The organism is Paenibacillus prosopidis (assembly GCF_003337375.1).
Lineage (GTDB): Bacteria > Bacillota > Bacilli > Paenibacillales > Paenibacillaceae > Pristimantibacillus > Pristimantibacillus prosopidis.
Genome location: NZ_QPJD01000017.1, coordinates 103,971 through 129,184 on the forward strand (window position 1 = coordinate 103,971; position 25,214 = coordinate 129,184).

The window sequence follows — 25,214 nt, forward strand, 5'->3', positions numbered from 1 at the left end:
AATACTTGAATAATGTTGGATGGTACTATAAAGAGATAATCTCATCGAGAAGCAGGAGGCAAGCCGGATGCTGGATCAGCTTCTGGTCGCCGAACCATCAGTTGACCAACATGCTGGTTCAAGCGCTTATGATGGTCGTCGCCTTCCTCTCGCCCGTCATGGTGGAGATTGACCAGCTTCCCTCACCGCTGCAGTGGCTGTCCTATATTTTCCCCACTACTTATGCCGCGGATGCGATGCGAAACGTGCTCTTGAACGGCTGGTCGCGCACTATTATGGAAGGGAAATTAACCTGTGAAGAGAATACATTAAATATCTTTGATCAAAGCCAAGGTAGAGAACCATATAAGGAGTTGATTTCTGTTGCCTGTTTATAATGCCGCCTGCGATGTAAATAAACCGCAAAAGGGGCACCGTCTGGCCGATATTCCCGCACACGACCCGTTCGTATTAACAGACAGCCGTACCGGTGTTTATTACTTATATACCGGAGGGGCACCTAGGTTGAACGGAATGGAACGTTACGGGGTCATCACTTACAAAAGCACGAATTTATCCGAGTGGGAAGGGCCATATGTTGTTTTCACCGTCCCTGACGGAGTATGGGCCCATCCGCAGCATGGAGCTTGGGCTCCTGAAGTCCACGAGTATAATGGGTGCTACTACTTGTTCGTCACGTTGCACAATAATGACAGGCGACTGGAAGGTGAGCCCGTAAATGGGTTTTCTAAGCATTGGCGGGGAACCGTCATATCCGTCAGCGATTCGCCGGAAGGACCTTTCAGGTTGTTGAAAGAAGATGCGCATGTTCTGCCGGAAACGATGATGACGCTAGACGGGACATTATATGTGGAAGACGGATCCCCGTGGATGGTTTTTTGTCATGAGTGGATCCAGACGATTGACGGCACGATAGAAGGCGTTCGATTAAAGGATGATTTATCAGAAGCGGTCGGAGACCCGATTCGTCTATTCAATGCTTCAGAAGCACCTTGGAAAAACGAAGATGTACTACCCGACGACAACATTCGTGTTTACGTAACGGACGGATGCCAATTGTACCGAACTTCGGGCGATAGTCTGATCATGCTTTGGTCGAGCTATCAGTCAGGCAGTTATGTGCAGACGATCGCGCGGTCAAAAACCGGAAAACTGGAAGGTCCTTGGGAACAACTCCCCCCTTTAGTGAAAGAAGATAGTGGTCACGGGATGCTTTTCCGAACATTCGAAGGAACCTGGATGTTAATCCTCCATCAGCCGTTCAAAATGCCTGAATCGAGGTGCAAACTGTACGAAATGGAAGATACGGGTGCTAGCTTCAAAATTGTGAAGGCGCGTGAAGATTTGCAAGGCGCATAGATGTGGAACAACGCAAGAAATCATAATATGAAGCTGCCAGCATCGGGCAGCTTCATTACTTTTTCGGGAGTTCTACGTAATTTAGCTGTGGAATAAACGTATACGAACTGGGAAGGCATCGTTTATAGGAAGGAGATAATATCATTGAAACCAATAATACAACTACTGCATTTTGGCTATCATCAGGCGATGAGCTGCATATTTCCTATTGCGATCTTTGGGACTTTAGCTCTTTCAAGCGTAATAAAGGTGCCTTTCATTTACCGTTACGACGCCATTCTTTTTATTCTGCTTACAGTGCAGTACCTCATGTACCGCAGTGGATTAGAGACACGCGATGAAATAAAAGTTATCTTTATATTTCACTGTATTGGTTTGTTGCTGGAAATATATAAGGTAAGGATGGGATCATGGTCATACCCTGAGCCCGGGCTTACGAAGTTACTCGGTGTACCGCTCTATAGCGGATTTATGTATGCAAGTGTCGCAAGCTTTATGTGTCAGGTATGGCGTAGACTGAAGATGGGCATGACCGGCTGGCCAGGGCTTACTTCTGCGGGATTGCTAGGAGGTGCCATCTATCTGAATTTTTTCACTCATCATTTCATTCCTGATTTTCGTTGGTGGCTGACGGCGCTTGTGCTCATTGTCTTTTGGAAAACATGGATCATATATCGGGTACGGACCATTACTTATCGGATGCCTTTGACCCTGGCTTTTTTCCTAGTAGGTTTTTTCATCTGGTTAGCCGAAAATATAGCTACATTTTTTAATGCTTGGAAATATCCTGACCAGTACCAAGCCTGGCAACTGGTTAGCTTCAGTAAGATCAGTTCATGGTTTCTTCTGGTAATCATTAGCGTCATTATTGTTGCCCAGCTTAAACATGTTAAAGCGAGCCGGAAAACAGATTCATGGTCCAGCTAAGAATATGCTCCCATGAAAGAGTGCTTTAAAAATATTAAATAAAAGCGAGGGAGGCAGAGTTAGGATGCTTTACGATTTACAAGGTGATGCAAATATGTCACCTATTGTGGGAATATTCTATTCTGCTGTGGAAGAGAATAGCCAAAGACTACAATTAATAACTGATGGCATGTCGCAAGAAGAAGTAGATTACAAGGGTCCAAATAATAAATTTAATAGTACCGCTCAGTTAATAAAACATATCATGTATGTTGATCTTAATTGGGTTTATAGATTGAAAGGACAACCACTTCCTCATTCTTTAAAAGAGCAATATGGCCCCATGATCGATGCATATAATAGGCTTCCGATAGTTAAAGGGAAGTCTTTGAACACACTTATGTCTAAATATGAAGGTGTAATAAAAATGTTGAAAGATACATGTACACAATTAACAGATGCTGATCTGGATAAAGTTGTCACTTTTGGACATGAAAATGAAAAGCAAGCAACCATACGCTGGGGCCTATGGCATATGGCTGACCATAGCCGCTATCATCAGGCTCAAATTAATCAGCTTCGAAAGTGGTATAGTGAAAATTCTCTGTTAAATTAAAGGGGCGAATGTTCAAAAGTGAAATGGTTCTTCATTACGTTGGAACTCAGCTGTCAGGATCGTGTCGGCAGCTATTTTTTATACTTCATATCGGTTAACGAACAGCAAATCATACGCGCTCAAGAAGAGCTCAATCCGGCAGCACACTTATTTTTTATTCAACAGAAATAGCCATTGATCCCTCGAAAAAGGTGTCTTATTCTGGCTAAGGCTACTGTGTATTTCACACGCATTAGCCTATTTGGTCAAGTGCTTGTGGTTTCTTTTTATTCGGGTTTAAAAACTTTTTTAAGATGTTTAGCGCCTAGCATCAAAGCTAATGAAATTACATAATAAATTATTGTAACAATAGCAAAAATAGTTCGTTTATATAGAGGGGAGTGAGGATATTGAAAATAATTAGTTTGATGTTGTCTTTAATTCTTTTATCAATTGGGTTATTTGGTTGTCAACAAAATAGTGATGGTGAGAATCAAGACAATAATATTTCAAAACCACATGAAGAAACCACAAATAGAGTAACCAACCAAAATTATGACATTGCTGGGGTTATCAGCGAAGTAAATAACGAACGTAACAGGGTATTACTAAACTTAACAAAAAAGGCACAAGAAAATGAAGAACAAATGTGGATTACAGTTGGTGAAAACACTAAAATTTCTAATGAAAATCAAGAAAGTTTAAGTTATGAAGACTTAAAACCAGCAGTTGAATTAAAGGCTAACCTTTCTGATAAGTGTTTAGAACCGAATCCACGAATTTGTTTCGCAGAAGAAATTATAATTAAGTAATAAGTTTCTTGAGCAGGCACTACCGCAGCCTGCTATTTTTATTAAACTTCGGACAAGATAGTTTAATTTACATCTTGAAAGTATTAGTGGGTTTCTTTTTGGTTTGAGGATTAAAACGGAAGACTTGAACGAAGGAAGGATCGTTCCGATGAATAATAATGATATTATAGTTAAACAAATAAATGAATTAAATTTACCATTTCAAAAACTTTACCTCAGTTAAACTCTGATCCCCCAGCTTGTTCAATCTGGATACAGACGCTTATATTGCGTTTAATCCTCCTCAAGTTCACGCGCATCCTTAAACATTAAGATTACAGCTGTTATGAATAAAACTGCGGTAATTACGCAGCATTCCACGTAAGTCATGCCAAGACCGATCCAAAGTTCGAGGACTGCGTAGAGACCCGCCGCTGAGCCTGCGAATATGCAGATGCACGCGAATAGTAACGCGATGATTACGAACATGTGGCCGCCGGCGTTTGGTTTGTACAATGTTTTCTTTTCCGGATTTAGAAATAATGAGATCCGCTCCATAATCGCCAGAAGCACGCGTGACTTGTATAGTTTTTTTCTTTTATTTGGTGACAAAGTTATCTCTCCTAATATCTTGTTATATTCTTTGTCGGAAATTGGACTGGTTAAGTTAAGACCTGAAGAGATTCCGTTAATGAAATTTGCATTCCCAGCTCTTTTTTTTAGTCGGGCAGGCCCGGATGTCCCTAAAATTCAAAGAAGGACGTGTAAATACCCGCGCTCACCGAAATTAACTGGATCGGATGGCATTAAACCAAGCAATGGCTGCCGGCATGGAACGGCAGCCTAGTTGAGCTAACTGGCAGTAAAACAATTGGAAAATAAGAATTAGGATTAATAGGGGCGAATATCTCAGCTGGAGATCCTCATTACGCAACATTAAATTATTAGTATTCGTCGAAGTAGGTGTGTGCACTTTTCAATTTGTATGTCAAAGTGGCCGTGGTCTTGTTACTATTTTATGTTTATGAAAGGATAAAGTGAGTTGCGTAGTCAAGCAAAGGGGAACACATTTGTTTAATAACATGTAAGAGCCGCCATTACGGTAGTTTTATAGTGCTAACGTGCAGTATATTGAAAGACTTGTTTAGCTATTTTTGTATGTTAAGCTTTAGGAAAGCTTTGGAGGATAGTGAAAGGCTAATAGAAAAGACAAGTGAAACTTGAAAAAATAAGTGAAGCTAGGCTTTTATTATACCACGAATTATTTGAAACTTTAGAAATGCCCCGTGATAGCCAAAAGCAACTTGAAACCCCAGAAGTAGAACATTATTTCGTGTGTACCATAAGCATGGAATCAGACATATAAAGATGGAGAATCAATTTAAGTTCGTATTTGGAGTTAAGCTAACGGAGAAAGCTAGTACAATAATCCAAACGCCTATGCACGTTGAATGATACTATATGAATATAAGTAGAAGTTAACACTATCGGGAGGATGTTAAGCATGAGCGAATCTAATCAGGAGTATATCGTTATCTCGGGTGCGAGGGAAAACAATCTCAAGAACGTATCCTTGCGAATTCCCAAGCGAAAGATCACGATCTTCACCGGGGTATCCGGATCCGGCAAGTCATCGATCGTCTTCGATACGATCGCCGCAGAATCCACGCGATTGCTGAATGAGAACTTCAGCTTGTTCGTGCGAAATTTCCTGCCCCGCTATCCGCAGCCGGATACGGACGCGATCGAGAACCTGAGCATGGCTGTTATTGTGGATCAGAAGCGGCTGGGGGGCGGTTCCCATTCCACGATGGGCACGATTACCGATATCTCTCCCATTCTCCGTCTTCTCTTCTCCCGAGTGGGTCAGCCTTATGTTGGACAAGCATACATGTTCTCGTTTAACGATCCGCAAGGCATGTGTCCCGAGTGCAACGGGATCGGTCGCAGGCTGTGCGTCGATATGAGCAAGGCGCTGGACAAGTCAAGGTCGTTGAATGAAGGGGCAATCATGCTGCCGGACTATGCGGTGAACAGCATGGATTGGTCGATGATCGTGCAGTCGGGTTCCTTCGATCCCGACAAGAAGTTGAGCGATTATTCGGATGAGGAGCTGGAGCATCTGCTGTACGCCAAGGCGAGGAAAGTGGAGATGCTGTTCGCCGGGAAGGCAGTGAATATTACCGTGGAAGGCATCATCGAAAAGTTCACCAACAAGTACATCAAACGGGATGTGAAGACGATGTCCGAGCGCACACAACGAGCTGTTGCGCCGTACATCTCCGAGGGTCCGTGCTCCAGCTGCCGCGGCGCGAGACTCAGTCAGGCCGCGCTCAACTGCAGGATCAATGGACTCAACATTGCGGAACTGTCCTCCATGGAGGTCGGACAGCTCATCCGCGTCATTCGGGAGATTGACAATCCTGTCGCCGCACCGGTCGTCAAGTCGCTGACGGAGCGGCTGCAGCATCTGGTGGATATCGGACTTGACTACTTGACGTTGAACCGTGAGACCGATACATTGTCGGGCGGCGAGTCGCAGCGTGTCAAGATGGTGAAGCACCTGAGCGGCAGTCTGGTGGATGTCACTTACATCTTCGATGAGCCCAGCGTTGGCTTACACCCCCGTGATGTACACCGGTTAAATGAATTGCTTCAGAAGCTGCGCGACAAGGGCAATACCGTGATTGTCGTCGAGCATGATCCCGATGTGATCAAATTGGCGGATTATATCGTCGACGTCGGGCCTCACGCCGGCAGCCGCGGCGGTACCATCGTGTATGAAGGAAGCTTTCAAGGCCTGCTGGAGGCAGGTACGCTGACAGGCACCCATATGAAGCGGCCGCTCCAGCTGAAGCACGATTGCAGGCAGCCGTCCGGCAAGCTCTCCATCAAGGATGCTACACTCCACAACCTGCGGAACGTGAGTGTAGATATTCCAACAGGAGTGCTGACAGTAGTTACGGGTGTCGCCGGCTCGGGCAAGAGTACGCTGATTAACGAAGTATTCCTCAGTCAGTATCCGGATGCGATCGTCATCGACCAGTCGGCGGTAGGAGTGTCAACACGTTCTAATCCCGCGACCTACACGGGCATTATGGATGATGTGCGCAAGGCGTTTGCTTCCGCGAACAAGGTGGGCCAAGGCTTGTTCAGCTTCAATTCCAAGGGGGCCTGCGAGAACTGCCAAGGGCTGGGTGTTGTGTATACAGACCTTGCATTCCTCGACATCGTGAAGCTTCCATGCGAAGTATGCGGAGGTAGAAGGTTCAAGGAAGAGGTGCTCGCGTACAAGCTGAACGGCAAATCAATTGCAGAAGTGCTGGAAATGACTGTGGAGCAGGCATTGAATTATTTTCAGCTAAAAGAGGTTGTACGCAAGCTCCAGGCGATGAGTGATGTAGGGCTGAACTATATTACACTCGGCCAGCCGCTCAGCACGCTCTCGGGCGGGGAATGCCAGCGTATCAAGCTGGCAAGCGAGCTGCATAAGAAGGGCAGCATCTACGTGATGGACGAGCCGACGACCGGCCTACATATGTCAGATATCGGTCTTCTTCTGGGGATCATGAACAGACTCGTGGATGCCGGCAATACGGTGATCGTCATCGAGCACAACCTCGATGTGATCAGCCAAGCGGATTGGATCATCGATATGGGACCGGACGGAGGCAGCAAGGGCGGCCAGGTGGTGTTCGAGGGCACACCTCCGAAGATCATCCATGCGGAGCAGTCGATCACGGGAAGATACTTGATGTAATGCATCAAATGAACGAAGGCGGTATCCAGATCACATTGATAAGATCATCCAGGCTCAATGAATGAATTTGGTATTCCGCTGACGGATAACGATAGTGGAGTGAAGCAGATTGCGCCGGCAGTCTGCTATTTTCATTTCACACGGGAAGGGTAACTGTCTTATTATTTATCCTCGAAAAATGGAGCTATATCGTTTATGACCAAATAATACATGTCGGAAGTCAAGAACTAGATCCCATTCCCGTCGCAAATTTTAAGGTGAACACTGTTGGTACGTTGACCAGCGCTCAACAAGTAATTCCGGATATGGTCGAACGTAAACAGGGGACGCTCTTTTTCAAAGGTGCGGTATTGCGCTGACTCCGAATCCACTGTATACCTCTTTATCCATTGGCAAGGCCGCGATCCGCTCGCTTGCACTTTCAATGGCCGAGACAGAAGGGGACGTATTACGATCCGGACCGGATAGCCGATGTGTATTGGGAATTATATAACAAAAAGGACCTACGGGAATATTTGTTTAGGAGATCCTGATCTCTATCTTAACCTTTTATGGGGAAGAAATCCCTGTGTATGTTACCGTAGCGGCTGTGCCGTTGGCACAAGAAAGCGGTCTGAAAAATGTAATCGGAGTTACCGTAGAAGCGGCATTCCATATTGAATCTTTTACCATTACACCTACGTATTCCATCGATGGAAACGGTGAACCTCAAGTGGAAAAAATGGTTCAGATCCATTTTCGCATGATTCACTCTCCGCCATTTTATCAAGAAACAACGGATATCATCACTCGATTAGAACAGAGTGCGAAAGGGAAAGTACCTTTGCATATCCTTGATTCGATAGAAAATTTTGTAATAGAAGGCCAAAGTAAAGGGTACCCGCGCGGGTACCCTTTACTTTGGCCTTATGCTGAACTTTATCACAGTGAGGCGAAGTTTTTGACCATAACCGCTTGCGGGTCACGGATGGGGAGACCCACTTTAATAGCAGTTGCTCATTCAAGTGGGCCGTAAGCTTGACTAGAAGAGGAGCTATCAGTTGCAACTTTTCAACTTGTCTTGAAGAATCCCTTCAAATGAACATCCCAACCAGGTAAACAATTTTCGAGCAGCCTCGTCCTCGGGCAGAAAAGCTTCGATTCGAGGATACATTCGACTGCTGACGGATATATGGATTTGCCTGAGACGAATCGGCATCCATTCGGTTCCTTCACCCATCCGGGCCATCACGACCTTTGATTGCGATATATCACTTTCGGAATCGGTCACTTTCCGGCTCCAATACGCTTTAAAATCGTTAATCTCATTTAATTGCCGGATCAAACTGAGGTACCAGGCATCATAACGGGAGTATTTATTATTATCCTTGAAAGTCTGCATACCGTATACCGTGTGCGATTCCCATAGTTGAAATGCAGTGGCGTCGAAAGTGGAACGTGAACGGATTGGATATTCGGAATTAAAGTGGAGATGGATCATATTCCTGTGCTGAGGGGGAAGTTGTTCGAACGGTGTTTCCATAGTGGAAAACACTGTTCATTTGCGAAGGGTTCGCAAGCGCCAAAGTGGATGAAGGGTTACGACCAACTTTACTCTGAATTTTTAACAAAAAAGACTGTAAATTCAATCGTTTTTCCTTGCGTTAATCAACTATACTTTATTTGTAAGCGCATACATTATTACTTTCTGCGAATCGTCCCAGACACAGAGGATCTGATGATAGTGAACAAACTATTGTAATGAATAATAGTTTGTTACGCTATTCGGTCGAAACCTATTTTATCTGAAAAGAGGAGGATTTTTATGAAAAAAGTATTACTGACTGTATTAACTGTTATCTTATGTTTGAGCTTTATGATTGGCGGTTCTGTATCTGCATCAACACCAACCGTATACAAATTTAATTTTGGCGCAGGATCAGAAGTACCGGGTGGTTATATTCAAGTCAACGCTTCCGAGGCATATACTCCCGATAAAAGGTATGGCTTTAATACACCTCAAGACGTAATTAATGTAGCAGCATCCGGAACAGGTGTGGGAAGCACAGCCGTTCAATTTGTAAAGTACGGGGTAACTAGTGCTAACACATTCAATGTTGATTTAGATAAGGGTCTTTACCAGGTTCAGGTCATGTTAGGGGACACATCGAGATCGAGCGTAGCAGCGGAAGGCGTCTACCAGCTATTAAATTTGACGGGAATCAATCCGGAAGATTCATTTCTGATTCCCATTACAGACGGACAATTAAATCTCATTGTAACTGCAGGCAGAGAGGGCCAAGCCCATACACTGTCCGCCCTCATTATTACGAAAGTGTCGAAGTATCCTGTTATGCCCAGAACGATATGGATCGGCGGAGATTCGACAGTAGCCAACTATTATCCCAAGGATGCCGATGAACTCGTCGGTTGGGGACAAATCATACCGGAGCTTGTGAATCCGGAAATCTTTCAGGTTAGAAATATGGCTTCCGCCGGACAAATTGCGAAAGGCTTCTTGGAAGGTGGATCGCTGGATACAATCCTGAAATACATTAAAAGAGGCGATTATTTCCTGTTTGAAATGGGTATCAATGATGAGAAAGCGTATTCTGAAGGTCAATTCACAATCTATATGCGGCAAATTGTCGAGGCGGTGAAAGCAAAAGGGGCGACAGTCGTCTTAGTGACCCCTCAAGGGCGGGCCATAAGCTGGACTACGGATGGGGTGAGCCTGGTGCACTATGCCGAAGATGATTTCTATAGGCACGCAATAATTGCTTTATCGAAAGAACAAAATGTCAAACTTGTGGATCTTAATGTCCTAAGCTCAGCTTACTTTACTTCCATAGGTCCGGCAGAGACGGAACTTCTTTATAAGACTGGTGATTGGTTGCACTTTAATCGCAAAGGCGCCACTGTCCTTGCTAAGCTTGTGGTGCAGGATTTACAAAAACAAGGTATGGATGGTTTTGACTATTTGATAAGCTTTTAAGTTTCTGTAACGGAAGTGCGACATGAAACTGTCTTAAAGCAGTTCATGTCGCATTTATGTCATTGCACCGATTACTTTCATAATCTTGGTGTCGCGTGAGCGGCATGAATGGCGAATACCCACAGCATAAAAGAAAGTGGGATACGATATATGTTCTTGTCTTTTAACGATATTAGCAATTCCTATCGGGGACAAGAACATATATGCTTAAGAATCCACGTGAATGGTGGCTTTTTTTATTTTTAAGGATATAAAGAAACCGTTTTTATTCGAGCGGTTTTTGACATACAAGAATTTCAAATCTACAATTTCTTGCTTATGTCAATAAAAATCCTTTATTGTCGGCAATTATCATATCTTATAAGTTGACTTGGAGATATTCCAATGTTATATTCTCACTAATTCATCAATGTTAAACAGTGTTCTATAATATAGAACAACTAATAAACCGATTCCAAAATGGATGGAGAAATTGAAAACCGAGGTCAACAAAATTGTCAGCGAATTAACGCTGATTTTATCGTTGGTAACCGTGAAATCGAGAGGGATTGGGATCAATTTCAAAAAGAGCTGAAGAATATCGGAGTGAAGAGTTTATCACCATTATGCAAAAAGAATATGCCGAGAAATGGAAGTCATAATCAAAATCCGCAGGTAAAGATCCAGGCTTCCGTCATCTGGAATGGCGGAAGTCCACTAGATTTTCTCAAGAATAGGAAGGCTATGGCTGGACCAATAAGAAACCCTTTGGTAAAACTATTTATAACGTTCTATATTATAAAACAGAGGATGATACGCCAATGCCGATCATTCAATCATTAGACCGCGCTCTGCGCATTCTTAATTTGTTTGATGACCAAAATAAGGAATTAAAAATTACCGATATCAGCCAACAGATGAATTTACACAAAAGCACCGTTCACTCTTTGCTCAAAACGCTGCAAATGCACGGCTATATCGATCAAGAGGGACATACAGGAAAATATAGGCTCGGGATGACGCTAGTCGAGAAGGGACAGCTTCTGCTGCAAGGTCTAGATATTCGAGGCGCAGCCAGACCCCATCTTCAGGAGCTGTCGGACTTAACCGGTCAATCTGTTCACTTAGTTATTATGGATGGTCATGAGGGCGTATATATCGATAAGGTGGAAGGAGCAAAAGCGGCCATTCGCTACTCGCGGATCGGACGCCGGGTTCCGCTTCACAGCAGCGCAGTCGGAAAAGTGCTGGCTGCTTATCGCTCTCCGGGAGAACTGGCCCGGATCCTCGATAATTACGTATTCCATATACATACCCCGCAAACCATTGACCGAAAGGATACCTTCTTGGAGGTACTGAGAGGGGTAAGACACGACGGGGTGGCTTTTGACCGTGAAGAAAATGAACCCGGCGTTCGCTGCGCTGCGGCCCCGATTTTCGACCATACCGGCCATTGTGCCGCAGCTATGAGTATTTCCACCTTAGTTTCGCATGTCGACGAGACGCAGCTGCAGCAATTTGTTAAGTTGTTGTTGAACGAAACAAGACGGATTTCCGCCCAATTGGGATATCGGTCATAAAGGAGCTTCTGTTTCCAATCAAACGTTATGGAATGACATCCATAAGCTCTTTTTATGTCTATATTATAGAACTATGTTTTATATTATAAAACTATGAGGTGATTTTATGCGCATTATTCGTTATCAGGAAGATGCTTCCTTCAAATTGGCTGCGCTTACAGACGCTGATGAAATTTTTTCCTTGGAAGATTCTAATGATTTTATATCATTGGTACAAAGCGCAGAACGGGATGGCATTAGTGTTTCAGAAAAGGTGAAGCGGATAATCGATTCATCCCAAGCGTTAAAAAAAGAGATTCACCAGCTTGATCTGATCGTTCCATTGGAAGCCCCAGAGGTATGGGCAGCAGGCGTAACTTATATGCGGAGTAAAGAAGCACGCAATTATGAAGCGGCAGACGGAGACAGAGAAGGCCCTACCTTTTATGACAAAGTGTATGATGCCGACCGGCCGGAGCTGTTCATGAAATCGACTGCGGCACGGACGATCGGTCCGGGCGGCGAAGTATGCCTGCGAAGTGATTCAAGTTGGCAGGTTCCAGAACCAGAACTCGGATTGGTGCTGGATAGGAACGGGAATATTCTCGGCTATACGATCGGGAACGATATGAGCTGCCGAGACATCGAAGGCGAGAATCCTCTTTATTTGCCGCAGGCCAAAATTTGGCGTCAATCCTGCTCTATCGGTCCTGCTATTAGGCTAGCCGACACCGTTGAGGATCCGTATGATCTTCAAATAACCTGTCGCATTTATCGCGATGGACAGAAGGTCGTTGATGAAACGGCCAGTACAGGACAGCTCAAACGAAGATTTGGAGATCTGGTAGCCTATCTTGCCAAGGATAATGTCCTGTTTGACGGTACTGTGCTGCTTACGGGAACCTGCATCGTGCCTCCAGGTCAGTTCACACTGGAGCAGGGTGATCGAATCGAGATTGATATTACGGGGATTGGCACATTAACGAATACAGCCGTTCCGGCCTAGAAAAGGAGATGATTTTTTATGAAGGATGCCATTATTATCGACAATTATATCGGCGGGCAATGGAAGCCACCGGCTAATCGGGAACGCCTGGAAAGCATTAATCCGGCAAACAAACGGGAGGTAATGGGGTATGTTGCGAATTCTACCGACTTTGAGCTTAATGAAGCGGTTTATGCTGCAGAAACGGCTAGGCTGCTGTGGCGGAAGAAGACAGGCGCAGAGCGCGGACAGCTGCTTGTCAGGACCGCGGAGCTGCTGGAAAGCCGATTAGATGAGATTGGCGAGACGATGTGCAGGGAAATGGGGAAAACCTTTGCCGAGGCAAGGGGAGAGACAGCGCGAGGAGCAGCGATTTTACGCTATTACGCCGGAGAAGGCATGCGTAAAATCGGCGATGTGATACCATCCAGCGATGCGGAGGCGTTTCTATTTACGACACGTGTGCCTCTGGGCGTAATCGGCGTTATCTCGCCTTGGAATTTTCCCGTGGCGATCCCGATCTGGAAGATGGCCCCGGCATTAATATACGGTAATACGGTAGTCTGGAAGCCGGCAGTCGAAACGGCGGTAACTGCGGCGGCAGTCATGCAGTGCTTTCATGATGCTGGTTTTCCTCTGGGTGCAGTTAACATGATCGTAGGCAGCGGTGCCGTGGTTGGGAATGGAATGGCTAATCATCCCGGTATCCATGGCATCACCTTCACAGGCTCTAATTCTGTCGGAAAGCAGGTCGGTCAGGCCGCTTTGGCTCGCGGGGCGAAATATCAATTGGAGATGGGCGGTAAAAATCCGATCATCATCGCGGGCGACGCCGATTTGGATTTAGCGGTAGACGCTGTTATTAGCGGAGGGCTGCGCTCGACGGGGCAGAAGTGCACAGCGACTAGTCGAGTGATTGTCGAAAGGTCTATTTACGAGCTCTTCAAAACGAAGCTGCTCGAAAAGGTAGCAACGCTGAAGGTTGGTAACGGAATGGATCCCTCTGTATGGCTTGGGCCGTGTGCGAACGAAAAACAGCTGGAAACCGTGCTTAGGTATATTCAAAAAGGAAAGGAAGAAGGAGCAGTTCTTCTATATGGCGGTACACAGCCTGAGGATAGTGATCTATCTGACGGGTTTTATATCACTCCCGCTGTGTTCGACCGTGTTGAGAGCCGGATGTCCATTGCTCAGGAGGAAATCTTTGGACCCGTGCTTGCTTTAATAGAAGCAAGGGACTTCGAAGACGCAATCACGTTGGCGAACGATACATCGTACGGACTTAGTGCATCCATATATACTAAAAATATCGGGAACGTTTTATCGTTTGTTCAGAATATGGAAGCGGGACTCATTAGGGTCAACGCGGAAACCGCGGGTGTCGAACTGCAGGCTCCGTTCGGCGGGATGAAGCAGTCCAGCTCTCACTCAAGAGAGCAGGGTCAAGCAGCTATTGAGTTTTTCACTTCTGTCAAAACAGTTTTTATCAAACCGTAACCTAAGCCTTGATAGGAGGAAATGGAATGGACATGGACCCGATCTTTAAACAGATCATGGGAAACAGCGTGGATTCTGATTTTGTCATACAAACACAAGCATCGGGGCCTAAAGGCGCGCTTCCGCTTACACATGACAGGCTTCAGAATGCGCCAAGCGGCGATTTGTTCGGCTGGTCACAAAATGTGGGAATGGGGTGGAGCCCTTCCCGGTTGCTTGGCCGAGAGGTTCTTATTTTGGGAACACAGGGCGGAATCCGCAATGAAGACGGCTCGGCGGCGGCACTCGGTTATCATACCGGCCACTGGGAAATCGGCCTTCTAATGAAGGAAGCGGCAGATGAAATTACTCGAGCGGGAGGCATTCCGTTTGCCGGTTACGTAAGCGACCCCTGCGATGGCCGATCCCAAGGCACTCCGGGCATGTTCGATTCACTGCCTTATCGCAATGATGCGGCGATTGTTCTCCGGCGGCTTATTCGCTCGCTGCCCACAAGATCCGCCGTTCTCGGAATCGGAACATGCGATAAAGGGTTGCCTGCTATGATGATTGCATTAACTGCAATGAGAAACCTTCCTGTTGTTATCGTACCCGGAGGTGTAACGCTTCCGCCGATAAATGGGGAAGACGCAGGTAAGATTCAGTCGATTGGAGTACGTTATACGAACGGTGAGCTTACGCTGGAGGCAGCGGCCGACTTAGGCTGCCGGGCATGCGCCACGCCCGGCGGCGGATGCCAGTTTCTTGGAACGGCAGGTACCGCACAGGTTGTAGCGGAGGCGCTGGGTCTAACTGTCCCGCATGCGGCACTCGCTCCATCGGGTCAGCCGATCTGGTCAGAAATGGCCCGCCAATCGGCAAGAGCGGCTTTATATATGGCGGAGACCGGTATGACCTCGGCTAGTATCATGACCGATGCCGCAATTCGAAATGCTATGGTCGTTCACGCTGCTTTTGGGGGTTCAACGAATTTACTTCTACATATCCCGGCCATTGCCCATGCGGCTGGCTTAACCGTTCCAACGGCCCAGGACTGGGCAAAAACGAACCGCAGCGTGCCAAGACTCGTAAGCGTTCTGCCAAACGGACCGCTCTTTCATCCGACTATACGGGTTTTTCTCGCAGGAGGTGTCCCAGAGGTAATGCTGCATTTGAGAAAGCTCGGCTTATTAGATGAGAAAGCTCTTACGGTAACCGGACAGACGATCGGCGGCATGCTGGATTGGTGGGCGGAATCCGAGCGGCGCAGCCGGATGAGACGTTATTTAATGGAGGTTGACGGTATCGATCCGGATACGGTTATTTACAGTCCGGAGAAAGCCAAAGCTGCAGGCATGACTTCGACCGTGACATTCCCGTCGGGGAACATTGCTCCGGAAGGGTCAGTCATCAAATCGACTGCTATTGATCCCTCGTTGATTGACGCAGCGGGCATTTACAGACATGTGGGAAAGGCAAAAGTGTTCACAAAAGAACGTGATGCGATGCGCGCGATAAAGGATGGAGGTATTGAATCAGGTGATGTTCTGGTTCTAATCGGGCGCGGTCCAATGGGAACCGGAATGGAGGAAACTTATCAATTAACCTCAGCTCTCAAACATCTATCCTTCGGCAAGGATATAGCACTTCTTACTGATGCACGGTTCTCTGGCGTGTCGACAGGCGCTTGCATCGGCCATATCGGTCCTGAAGCTCTCGCTGGCGGACCTGTCGGAAAGCTTCGCAACGGAGATTGGATTGATGTGCGAATTGATCTTGCCAAGCTTGAAGGACAAATCAATATGGTAGGGAGCGGCCTATTGCCTACTTCACCTGTGGAAGGCGATGCCGAATTGGCTAACCGCAGCCCGCATCCCGGCTTGGCCGAGGACCCGGAATTGCCTGATGACACAAAACTCTGGGCCGCGCTCCAGGCTGCAAGCGGAGGTACCTGGAAGGGCTGCGTCTACGATGTCCAAAAAATAATACAGGTTCTGAATGCTGGTATGAATGCATTGACAAGTGAAAAAGGTGAGCGATAAAGAAAAGGATGAATTTGTCTTGTCCTTCGTCCAGTATCGGGTGAGAAGAACATGATCCTTAGCCGATTTTGTCTGATAATCAAAAACATTGATACATTAAAAGTCGCGTAAATTGCGGCTTTTTTCATTTATGTAATAAGGTTCCTTTCATTTGTCGATGTCAAGAGCCTTATTCCATATGACAGGTTTTAGATTATAGAGTAACATTTTCCATTTCCACTTCGTCTGTAAGCTCGAGAGGAGAAGATATAATTAAATCCAACCATAAGTGGCTAATACTTATTTTCACTGCCATCGCGCTTGTACCGTTTGCTGAATACATTGGCTCACAGCCGGAAGGCGGCGATAATCCCGCCATTTTAACCGATTTATTTCCTTCGAGCATGAGGGGACCCGATACGGAATCCGATTCCACTACGGAAAGGACGACGCCGTAACGGCTGTGCCGCGTTTTCTGGAGACGATTCACACCTTAAAGCTCGTGACGGAAACAATTCAAGTTATAAGCGTTTGGTCGATTATATTCAATTGGAGTGGTATTCATGTACAAGTCAAATAGGATCCTAAAAACCGTGTTTTTGACATTAATGATCATGACAAGCGCGGCCTCGGACATGTCTGTTTCGGCTGCAGGAACACTAAAGCCGGACAACGCGAATAATAAGTTGCTGACAGACGTGGTCCGGATTGATGCAGGCGCACAGAGCGCCTTTGCCATCAAGGCGGACGGAAGCACATGGGCCTGGGGAGGCAATTACGGATCGCTCGGCAATGGCTCGGAACGTCCATCATATACCCCCGTTCAGATGCATATCGATCACGTTAAGCAAATCTCAGGGGGCTACCGTCACTCACTCATAATTAAAGACGACGGCACCGTATGGGCAGTTGGCGGCAATGAGCACGGACAGCTCGGTAACGGCAAGCAATCCCAGGATCTCGTCAAGGAGCCCATACAAGTACAGGATCTGGCGGATATGATCGCCGTATCTGCCGGAGATGATCATAGCCTTGCGCTTCGGAAAGATGGAACCGTGTGGGCATGGGGTGGGAACGAGAACGGTCAGCTGGGTAGCGATCCAGGCAGAAATAGCTTGAAGCCGGTCCGGGTTAACGGGCTGCCTTCGGTCGTAGCGGTATCGGCCGGCCAATACCAGTCGGCGGCGCTTGGCAACGGAGGAGAAGTATGGATATGGGGGCTCGACAAGGTCGATGATAATGGACGGAATATAGTGCGTAAACCGATGCGGCTTAAAGGGACCGGCGAATACGGGGCCATATCGATCGGGAGGCAATATGGAACGGCGCTCAGCGGCAACGGAACGGTTTGGATGTGGAAGAACGAGGCATGGCCCACTCCAGCGCTCGATACTTTGGAGCCGTTTCAGATTACCGGGCTGAACGATATCATTTCCATTTCAGGTAGCGCCGGTGTGAAAGCGGACGGAACCGTCTGGCAGTGGACGATTGATGCAGATAGCGGTAAAGCGAACGTCATTCAGGTGCAGGGAATCCGGGACGCAGTTGCGATTACGGAGGGCAACCGCAATTATTATGCGCTTCTGAAAGATGGTACAGTGCTGTCATGGGGAACCAATGAGTTCGGTCAAGCCGGTCTCGGGGTAACGGATTTCCGGATAGAGACGCCACAGCCGGTACGTAAGTCCATCGACATTTATCTGGATGGCAAGGAGATTGCGATGGCGACACCACCGCTGCTCATTCAAGGAGCAACGTACGTTCCGCTCAGGGGCGTGTTTGAAAATATGGGCGCTTCACTGAGCTGGGACACCAAGATCAGATCGGCCATAGCAGTGAAAGGATCGGTTACGATCGTGCTGAATACAGTGACCGGGCAAACGACAGTTAACGGGCAAACCGTTGCGTCGGACCGTAGGCCGGTTTTGGTAAACGATAGCATATTTGTGCCTTTGCGTCTGGTCAGCGAGACGCTTGGAGCTGATGTTAAGTGGGATGATGCCGCATATACCGTGCGTATAACACAATAACCCCAAATAAAGCACAGACTAACGGAAGGGCTCTATGGACAAAGCTTACTCCATCACCTTAAGTCATAACACAATAACATGCGCTATTTTAGGAGGAATTCAAGATAAAAAATGGATGAAAACGGCTGCGGCTGCACTAACGATAGCGGGAGTACTAAATGCGGGTTCTGCGGTTATAGCTGCGCCTTTCCCTGCGGCAACACTCAAGTTGTTTATCAACGGCGTCTACCAGGACGATGTTTTAAATGTGAACGGCCGAACGATGGTTCAATTGAAAGCTTTTCATGATCCTGCCAAAATCAGCTATGCCTACGAATCGTCTACTAAGACCATCATCATTAATAATCCGGTTAACAAAATAACGATACGCTTGAAGGATGGCTTGAAAACAGCTGACATCAACGGCGAAAAAGTCGCATTAGACGCGCCGGTTACGGTGAAGCGAGGACGGACCTATGTACCCGTGCGCTTCGCAACGGAAACGCTGGGCGGCACGGCTGTTTTTGACAGCAAAAGCAAGGAGGTCATCGTTCGCACGCCGACTGGCGAGGAGCAGTTCCAAACGCTCAGAAGTGGCGAACTTGATAAAGCGCGTGTGGCTGCACTGGCCCTTCCAAAGCTAAACTTCGGGAAAGAAATTCAACCTTACGGGGAAGGCTTTACTACCATATAAACGTTTCCAAGAGGGGAAGCGCTCCGTTATTCTATAGAGTATAGAGGATTAATGACTTATGTCGAAATCAACGAAAATGGCCTTGCCGAAATAAGATGGCAAAAGGATACAATAGGGAAAAACGGAGAAACGGGCCAAGAACCGAAAGCATTTGGCGAATCCGTTTATTTTATGAATAATCTAATGACGGATTTGCTGCATTACGGAACGGTAGACAGCACAGGTAAACGAACGGAACAGGCCACCATTAACCGCAATATGAATAAAGAGTTTGAGAATGTTCTTATCATGCCGATTGAAGGCGAAGTGAGGATAGATGCGAAATAGGGCATAACTGCACAGTGAGTTCTGCGGAGCTATCGCGATAAAATGGGAAGAGGACTGATGGTCCACCCTAAGCATTTCCGTAAACTTAGTTAGACCTAGGGACGGGAGTTGAACACCGAAAGGGCTGCCGCATGGCAGCCCTTCGTTAGGCTAACTTGCAGGATTATGTGAAATATCGAGACTCCTCTCAATCGAACAATCCTAGTCAAGGAAGAGGAGACCCTGTTCGGGCACTATGGGCAGTTGGATGCCGGGCCAGCCACTTACATCGCATTGGCCATATTCATTATCACCCACAGCAACCACCGTGCCGTCCGATTTAAGGCCGAGAGTATGAGCGCAACCCGCCGCAACCGCCACAATATCGCGCCAGCCACTTACATTGCATTGGCCATGTTCATTCCAACCCACAGCCGCCACCGTGCCGTCCGATTTAAGGCCAATGGTATGATTACTACCCGCCGCTATCGCCACAATACCGCGCCAGCCGCTTACATCGCATTGGTCACGCTTATTCCAACCCACAGCCGCCACCGTGCCGTCCGATTTAAGCCCGACGGTATGAAGGTAACCCGCAGCTGCCGCTACTATGTCGCGCCAGCCGCTTACATTGCATTGGCCATACCGATTATTACCCACAATTGTCGCCGTGCCGTCCGATTTAAGCCCGACGGTATGCCAATCACCTGCCGCTACCGCCACCATATCACGCCAGTCGCTTACATTGCATTGGCCTTCATTATTTCGACCCGCAGCCACCACCGTGCCATCCGATTTAAGCCCGACGGTACGACGCCAACCCGCCGCAACCGACACAATATCGCCCCAGCCGCTTACATCGCATTGGTCATGTTTATTCCAACCCACAGCCGCCACCGTGCCGTCCGATTTAAGCCCGATTGTATGAGCATTCCCCGTATGAGCATTACCCGCCGCAACCGCCACAATATCACTCCAGCCGCTTACATCACATTGGCCATATTTATTATCACCCACAGCTGTCACCGTGCCGTCCAATTTAAGCCCGACGGTATGACGATAACCCGCCGCTATGGTATCTTTAGGCCACCTTTTTACCTTGAAAGCCGCTTCTTTCGGTGAAATGTAATCCATGTTTTACCTCCTTGAAAACAAGACCTTTATTATTATATACGTTACAACGAATAATTGCAGAATTATTGTAAAGGTTGAATCACAGCATCTCGGTGCTCATCTAGATACCAGTAGGGGATGAGCGGAAACAGCTCCTTCAGGTAGGCGCGCCAGCGATCCCAGCAGAACGGCTCTGTGATGTCGCCTCGGTAGGGGCCGTCGGCGTGGCCGTTGTCTGCTTTTTTCCTGTCAATGGATTAAGCTACAAAGACGAAGATAGTATTGCTCACGATATCCATAATACTTTGAACAGCTTACAGGACGTTGCAGACCGAAGTACACCAAAGAGAAGATTATTAGATTGTGTAGTTACCTACATGATACTGACAACATCTTTTTAAAAAAGCCTCTGGAATTTATCGCAAAATTCCCATCGGGACTTGAAAAAGTAAACAAAACTACAGAATTTGTTAACCTCATGGCAAAAATAAAATAATTGTAGCTGAGAAAAGATAGCTCAAGCTGCAAATTGAAATTCTAATGACATCTCTAACCAAACCCCCGTTGACGCTTCTTTTCGTAGGGAAAAGACGGAAGCACTAATCATACAGAATCTCATCTTTCATTTTCAATTTGAATGCAAGTACATACTTTCAAATGTTGCTAAAGAAAAGCTCCGATCGGAGCTGCTCAAAGAGTAACATAAATATTATTAGGGACTTAGAGCCTTAGTAAATAAACGTACGCTTTCTTCAATAAATTCGTTCAGAGTTTCTTCCGATACCGATTCTTTCATATTTAGGCTACTGATAAAAGCCCCAAAATTCATCCACATGAACGATAATGCTTGGATTTCAGGATTTGATGTGACAACTTTGCCTTGTGATGACATGGTAGTTAGATATTCTGTGAGCAGATTTTTCAAATGCTTAGGGTTGCGGGAAGCCTCTTGAAGAACTGCATCGGGAAGAGTACTACTTCCTTTTAATGAGATTGAAATTAGTTTTCTGTTCCGGTTCATAATGTTATGGTACGTTCGACTGAGTGTAAGAAGATCCTCATGCAGATTTCCTTTAAGACCTTCGTTAAAAAGCTTTGTCATCTCATTGCCATAGTGAAACCGGTTGAAAGCGGCCTCAAGCAGTTTTTCTTTCGTTCCAAAATGCCGAAATAATGTGACTTCGTTTACTCCAGCAGCGAGTGCGATTTCTTTGGTAGTTGTACTGTCATATCCTTTTTCGGCCATGAGGTTTATGGTTGCCAGCAATATTTTTTCGCCTGTAGTTGGATTAGCGCTCATGAATCTCCCCTCATTTAATGCAAGTGCTTGCTTTCATTAATGTTTGAATTATAGATTAAATGTAACTAAATGTCAATAGAGAGGGGATTGGAACCGTTTCGCAATAAAAGAAGCTTACTACGGGTATGAGAGCCCAATTAACATACCGCGCTTGGTAAAAACCTATCTCCTCTTTAGTAGGCAGTAGGTTTTTTATTTTTTATTTTAAATATGATGATAAGGGAGGGTGCGAGTAAAATGATGACTTCAAATGATTGTTTTGATGAATTTGTATATGTGGGAAATATTAGGTCTGGTGAACCCCGGATTTATTTGGGTTATCAGAACAACCGCTTTGACAAACCAACTATTCTGTGTTACTCTATAGCGGTAGTAAGTAATACAGAATATCAGTCGTACAGAATAGCAAGGAGTGATTGTGCTGGAAAACCTTACCGAAATGCTGAAAGGTGTGCTGGAGGGCTGTGTCCTTGAAATCATCAGCCACGAGGAAATCTACGGTTACGAAATCACAAGGCGGCTGAACGCTCTCGGATTTTCGGACGTTGTGGATGGGACAGTTTATACCATCTTGGTACGGCTTGAGAAAAACAAGCTGGTGGAAATTACGAAAAAGCCCTCCGACATTGGGCCTCCGCGAAAGTTTTTCGCGCTCAACGACGAGGGGCGTGAGGAGCTGCGGAGGTTCTGGGAAAAATGGGAATTTGTTGCGTCGAAAATCAACCAATTAAAGGAGGAGCAGTAACAATGCTTGATTCTATTATAAAATTGATAATAGGCGACATGGAAGATAAACGGGCCTATAAACAAATGATGAAGAGGGTTGACGCCCTGCCGAAAGATTATCGGTATGCATTTCGCAAAATTCAACATTATATGTTTAGCGTTGGACCCCCTGGCGGTGACATGACGATATTTACGGACTTGACGATGTTTACGGACTTAGTGGAATTATTTGAAGCAAGTGCGGCAGAGGGCAGACAGGTTCTTGATGTCATAGGCATTGACGTCGGCAAGTTTTGTGATGAGTTTATGCGCGCATCGGTTACCAATACTGAAACTCTGCGAGAAAAGCTAAACAAAGAGGTTATGGAAAAATTTAACAAGGAGGAGAAATAACGATGCTGGAACTTATCAAAAAAATGATCGGGGATAAAAAAGAGTATAGGCAGCAATTGGCAAGGGTAGAAGCACTGCCTGAAGACTATAGGTTTGTATTTGAAAAAATCCATGGATACATGTGGGGTTTCGCTGGGGGAGACGGCTCTGACATGTTGAAAACTCAGAACGAATTGATAGAGTTATTTGAAGCCGGCGCGGCGGACGGCAAGCACGTTCTCGATGTGACAGGCGAAGATGTTGTCGGGTTCTGCGACGAGTTTTTGCGCGACACGAAAAAGTGGACCGATAATTTTCGTAAAAAATTAAATCGCGACATGATGAACAAATTCGAAAGGGGGAACGATTCAAAATGAAAGACACCGCAATACAAGTGAAGGGACTGCAAAAGTCCTACAAACAACTTCATGTCCTCAAGGGCGTCGATTTCGAGGTGGAAAAGGGCAATATTTTCGCTCTGCTCGGCTCCAATGGGGCGGGCAAGACAACGGTTGTCAAAATACTCACCACGCTGCTTAAACAAGACAGCGGAACCGCAACCGTAAACGGATTCGATGTTGCGACGAAACCCGACAATGTGCGACAGGCGATCAGTCTGACCGGGCAATTTGCCGCCGTGGATGAAATTTTGACCGGACGGGAAAATCTGATCATGATTGCTAAGCTGCGATACCTAAAAAATCCGCGTCAGGTTGCGGACGACTTGCTTAAACGCTTCGGCCTGACAGATGCCGCCGAACGCAAGGTGTCTACTTATTCGGGCGGTATGCGCCGCAGGCTTGACATTGCCTTGAGCCTTGTGGGAAAACCGCATATCATTTTCCTTGACGAGCCGACCACTGGGCTCGACCCCGAGGCGCGCATCGAGGTTTGGAAGATTATCAAGGAGCTTGCCGACGGCGGCACGACGGTACTCCTAACCACGCAGTACCTGGAGGAAGCTGAGCAGCTTGCCGACCGAATTGCCATTCTGCACGAGGGCAGGATTATCGCGAGCGGCACGCTTGCGGAGTTGAAAAAGCTGTTCCCGTCCGCAAAAGTGGAGTATGTGGAGAAACAGCCGTCATTGGAGGAGATTTTCCTCGCAATCATTGGCAAAAAGGAGGCAAAGTAAATGGAGACGGCAAAGAAGCACTTTTTTAGCGATTTGGGCGTTATGCTTGGACGTTCCATGCGCCATATTTCCCGCAGCATGGACACCATCGTCACGGTCTGCATCACTCCGATTGCGATGATGCTGCTGTTCGTCTATGTGTTTGGCGGCGCAATCCAAACCGGAACGGATAACTATGTGAATTACCTGTTGCCTGGCATACTGCTTATTGCTATTGCTAGCGGTGTAGCCTATACTTCTTACCGCCTGTTTTTGGATAAGGAACGGGGCATAATTGAGCGGTTCCACTCCATGCCGATTGCGCGTTCCGCTGTGCTGTGGGGGCACGTGCTGACCTCACTGGTGTCCAACGCCATATCGGTTATCGTCATCATTCTCGTAGCGTTGATTATGGGCTTTCGTTCGTCGGCAGGGATACTGCCATGGCTTGCAGTTACCGGCATACTCATGTTGTTTACGCTGGCATTAACTTGGGTCGCGGCGATTGCCGGACTCTCCGCAAAAACGGTGGATGGCGCAAGCGCCTTTTCCTACCCGATTATCTTCCTGCCGTTTATCAGCTCGGCGTTTGTGCCGACCAATTCGATGCCGACTGTCGTTCGCGTCTTTGCCGAAAACCAGCCAGTGACTTCAATAGTGGAAGCCATCCGCGCGCTCCTGTCGGGGCAACCTGTCGGAAATGATATTTGGGTTGCGCTCGCGTGGTGCTTAGGGATACTGATCGTCGCATATCTGTTTGCGATGCGCGCATACAAACGGAAAGCAGCTTAATGTAAGATACGTGCTGATACGTTGCTTGAAAACTTCCCGCTATTTTGCTATTTTGTCTCAGTTGTCAAAGAGCCAGACGCTAAGACGCAGAGCCAGTAACCGTGAGTGAAATCACAGTTGTCGCCTCTTTCTTATGATAACTCCCCAAGCTACATGATTGCTGACATTCTTAACAACGAATACAAAACCGCTGTTTTGAACGCAGTAATACCTGAATGATTACGGCGGTTTTGAAATGACATCTAAGCCGCCGTTTTAAAATTGCGGAGGGTAGGGTAAGTGTATCCATTTTCTCTACAAAAGCAGCGGCGGCTTTGGGATAGGAGGTTTTCATGTGTTCCAAGCGACGACGGCCTTCGTAACAACCCTTACCACAAACCTGA

24 protein-coding genes are annotated in these 25,214 nt (G+C 46.7%); 20 read left to right on the top strand and 4 right to left on the bottom strand.

From position 1 onward, the window contains the following. Positions 1-5: 5 nt before the first annotated feature. The 5 genes from DFP97_RS32350 to DFP97_RS23675 all read left to right on the top strand — a co-directional run bounded on the left by DFP97_RS32350 (position 6) and on the right by DFP97_RS23675 (position 3,672). Complete coding sequence (locus DFP97_RS32350; RefSeq protein ID WP_425453556.1) at positions 6-377, top strand: ABC transporter permease; 372 nt, start codon at positions 6-8, stop codon at positions 375-377. Then, the gene (locus tag DFP97_RS23660; protein ID WP_114382956.1) at positions 364-1,359 is read left to right on the top strand and encodes a glycoside hydrolase family 43 protein; all 996 of its coding nucleotides are present in this window, start codon (positions 364-366) and stop codon (positions 1,357-1,359) included. Before DFP97_RS32350 ends, DFP97_RS23660 begins: the two co-directional genes overlap by 14 nt. A 144-nt stretch (positions 1,360-1,503) precedes the next feature. Further along, positions 1,504-2,286: a DUF817 domain-containing protein gene (locus DFP97_RS23665; protein ID WP_114382958.1), complete on the top strand. Its 783-nt coding sequence runs from the start codon at positions 1,504-1,506 to the stop codon at positions 2,284-2,286. A 64-nt stretch (positions 2,287-2,350) separates the two neighbouring features. Continuing rightward, complete coding sequence (locus tag DFP97_RS23670) at positions 2,351-2,881, top strand: DinB family protein (RefSeq protein ID WP_114382960.1); 531 nt, start codon at positions 2,351-2,353, stop codon at positions 2,879-2,881. A gap of 389 nt (positions 2,882-3,270) precedes the next feature. Further along, positions 3,271-3,672 (top strand): hypothetical protein, encoded by a 402-nt coding sequence (locus DFP97_RS23675; protein WP_114382962.1) that lies wholly within the window; start codon positions 3,271-3,273, stop codon positions 3,670-3,672. Between the two features lie 273 nt (positions 3,673-3,945). On the opposite strand, the gene DFP97_RS23680 is transcribed toward DFP97_RS23675, so the two are convergent. Then, positions 3,946-4,263, bottom strand: coding sequence for a hypothetical protein (locus DFP97_RS23680; RefSeq protein ID WP_220271189.1), 318 nt, complete (start codon positions 4,261-4,263; stop codon positions 3,946-3,948). A gap of 892 nt (positions 4,264-5,155) precedes the next feature. Here DFP97_RS23680 and DFP97_RS23685 point away from each other — a divergent pair. The 7 genes from DFP97_RS23685 to DFP97_RS23730 all read left to right on the top strand — a co-directional run bounded on the left by DFP97_RS23685 (position 5,156) and on the right by DFP97_RS23730 (position 16,426). Next, entirely contained in the window at positions 5,156-7,411 is a 2,256-nt protein-coding gene (locus DFP97_RS23685) for an ATP-binding cassette domain-containing protein (protein ID WP_114382964.1), read from the top strand. A gap of 568 nt (positions 7,412-7,979) precedes the next feature. Beyond that, positions 7,980-8,426: a hypothetical protein gene (locus DFP97_RS23695; RefSeq protein WP_114382966.1), complete on the top strand. Its 447-nt coding sequence runs from the start codon at positions 7,980-7,982 to the stop codon at positions 8,424-8,426. A gap of 789 nt (positions 8,427-9,215) precedes the next feature. Continuing rightward, entirely contained in the window at positions 9,216-10,385 is a 1,170-nt protein-coding gene (locus DFP97_RS23705; protein ID WP_114382969.1) for a rhamnogalacturonan acetylesterase, read from the top strand. 800 nt (positions 10,386-11,185) lie between these two features. Beyond that, positions 11,186-11,944 (top strand): IclR family transcriptional regulator, encoded by a 759-nt coding sequence (locus tag DFP97_RS23715; RefSeq protein WP_114382973.1) that lies wholly within the window; start codon positions 11,186-11,188, stop codon positions 11,942-11,944. Positions 11,945-12,050: 106 nt separating this feature from the next. Further along, a complete protein-coding gene (locus DFP97_RS23720) occupies positions 12,051-12,929 on the top strand; it encodes a fumarylacetoacetate hydrolase family protein (protein ID WP_114382975.1) in 879 nt (292 codons plus the stop codon). An 18-nt stretch (positions 12,930-12,947) separates the two neighbouring features. Next, a complete protein-coding gene (gucD, locus tag DFP97_RS23725; RefSeq protein WP_114382976.1) occupies positions 12,948-14,405 on the top strand; it encodes an alpha-ketoglutaric semialdehyde dehydrogenase GucD in 1,458 nt (485 codons plus the stop codon). A 32-nt stretch (positions 14,406-14,437) separates the two neighbouring features. Further along, positions 14,438-16,426, top strand: coding sequence for a YjhG/YagF family D-xylonate dehydratase (locus DFP97_RS23730; protein WP_114383082.1), 1,989 nt, complete (start codon positions 14,438-14,440; stop codon positions 16,424-16,426). Between the two features lie 193 nt (positions 16,427-16,619). Here DFP97_RS23730 and DFP97_RS23735 read toward each other — a convergent pair whose 3' ends face one another. Continuing rightward, positions 16,620-16,895, bottom strand: coding sequence for a hypothetical protein (locus tag DFP97_RS23735; protein ID WP_114382978.1), 276 nt, complete (start codon positions 16,893-16,895; stop codon positions 16,620-16,622). Between the two features lie 73 nt (positions 16,896-16,968). On the opposite strand from DFP97_RS23735, the gene DFP97_RS23740 reads away from it, so the two are divergent. From DFP97_RS23740 to DFP97_RS23750, 3 genes are read left to right on the top strand one after another with little or no spacing between them, the layout of a single operon-like run. Then, the gene (locus DFP97_RS23740; protein WP_114382980.1) at positions 16,969-18,435 is read left to right on the top strand and encodes a stalk domain-containing protein; all 1,467 of its coding nucleotides are present in this window, start codon (positions 16,969-16,971) and stop codon (positions 18,433-18,435) included. A 34-nt stretch (positions 18,436-18,469) separates the two neighbouring features. Beyond that, a complete protein-coding gene (locus tag DFP97_RS23745) occupies positions 18,470-19,108 on the top strand; it encodes a copper amine oxidase N-terminal domain-containing protein (protein ID WP_114382982.1) in 639 nt (212 codons plus the stop codon). A 51-nt stretch (positions 19,109-19,159) separates the two neighbouring features. Next, a complete protein-coding gene (locus DFP97_RS23750) occupies positions 19,160-19,435 on the top strand; it encodes a hypothetical protein (protein ID WP_114382984.1) in 276 nt (91 codons plus the stop codon). A gap of 201 nt (positions 19,436-19,636) precedes the next feature. Here the strand turns inward: DFP97_RS23750 and DFP97_RS23755 are convergent, their stop codons facing one another. Together DFP97_RS23755 and DFP97_RS23760 are read right to left on the bottom strand one after the other, a co-directional pair. Further along, positions 19,637-20,548: an RCC1 domain-containing protein gene (locus tag DFP97_RS23755; RefSeq protein ID WP_114382986.1), complete on the bottom strand. Its 912-nt coding sequence runs from the start codon at positions 20,546-20,548 to the stop codon at positions 19,637-19,639. A 691-nt stretch (positions 20,549-21,239) separates the two neighbouring features. After that, positions 21,240-21,827 carry a TetR/AcrR family transcriptional regulator gene (locus tag DFP97_RS23760; protein ID WP_114382988.1) on the bottom strand — a complete coding sequence of 196 codons (588 nt, stop codon included), beginning with the start codon at positions 21,825-21,827 and terminating at the stop codon, positions 21,240-21,242. A gap of 439 nt (positions 21,828-22,266) precedes the next feature. Between DFP97_RS23760 and DFP97_RS23765 the strand changes: the two genes are divergently transcribed. Genes DFP97_RS23765 through DFP97_RS23785 form a run of 5 tightly spaced genes read left to right on the top strand, consistent with a single transcriptional unit; the run spans position 22,267 to position 24,831 of the window. Further along, on the top strand, positions 22,267-22,572 hold the full coding sequence (locus DFP97_RS23765) for a PadR family transcriptional regulator (protein WP_281271010.1): 306 nt from the start codon (positions 22,267-22,269) through the stop codon (positions 22,570-22,572). A gap of 2 nt (positions 22,573-22,574) precedes the next feature. After that, on the top strand, positions 22,575-22,946 hold the full coding sequence (locus DFP97_RS23770; RefSeq protein WP_114382990.1) for a DUF1048 domain-containing protein: 372 nt from the start codon (positions 22,575-22,577) through the stop codon (positions 22,944-22,946). Between the two features lie 2 nt (positions 22,947-22,948). Further along, on the top strand, positions 22,949-23,302 hold the full coding sequence (locus DFP97_RS23775) for a DUF1048 domain-containing protein (protein ID WP_114382992.1): 354 nt from the start codon (positions 22,949-22,951) through the stop codon (positions 23,300-23,302). Continuing rightward, entirely contained in the window at positions 23,299-24,060 is a 762-nt protein-coding gene (locus tag DFP97_RS23780) for an ABC transporter ATP-binding protein (protein WP_114382994.1), read from the top strand. Before DFP97_RS23775 ends, DFP97_RS23780 begins: the two co-directional genes overlap by 4 nt. Further along, positions 24,061-24,831 (top strand): ABC transporter permease, encoded by a 771-nt coding sequence (locus DFP97_RS23785; protein ID WP_114382996.1) that lies wholly within the window; start codon positions 24,061-24,063, stop codon positions 24,829-24,831. Positions 24,832-25,214: the final 383 nt, after the last annotated feature.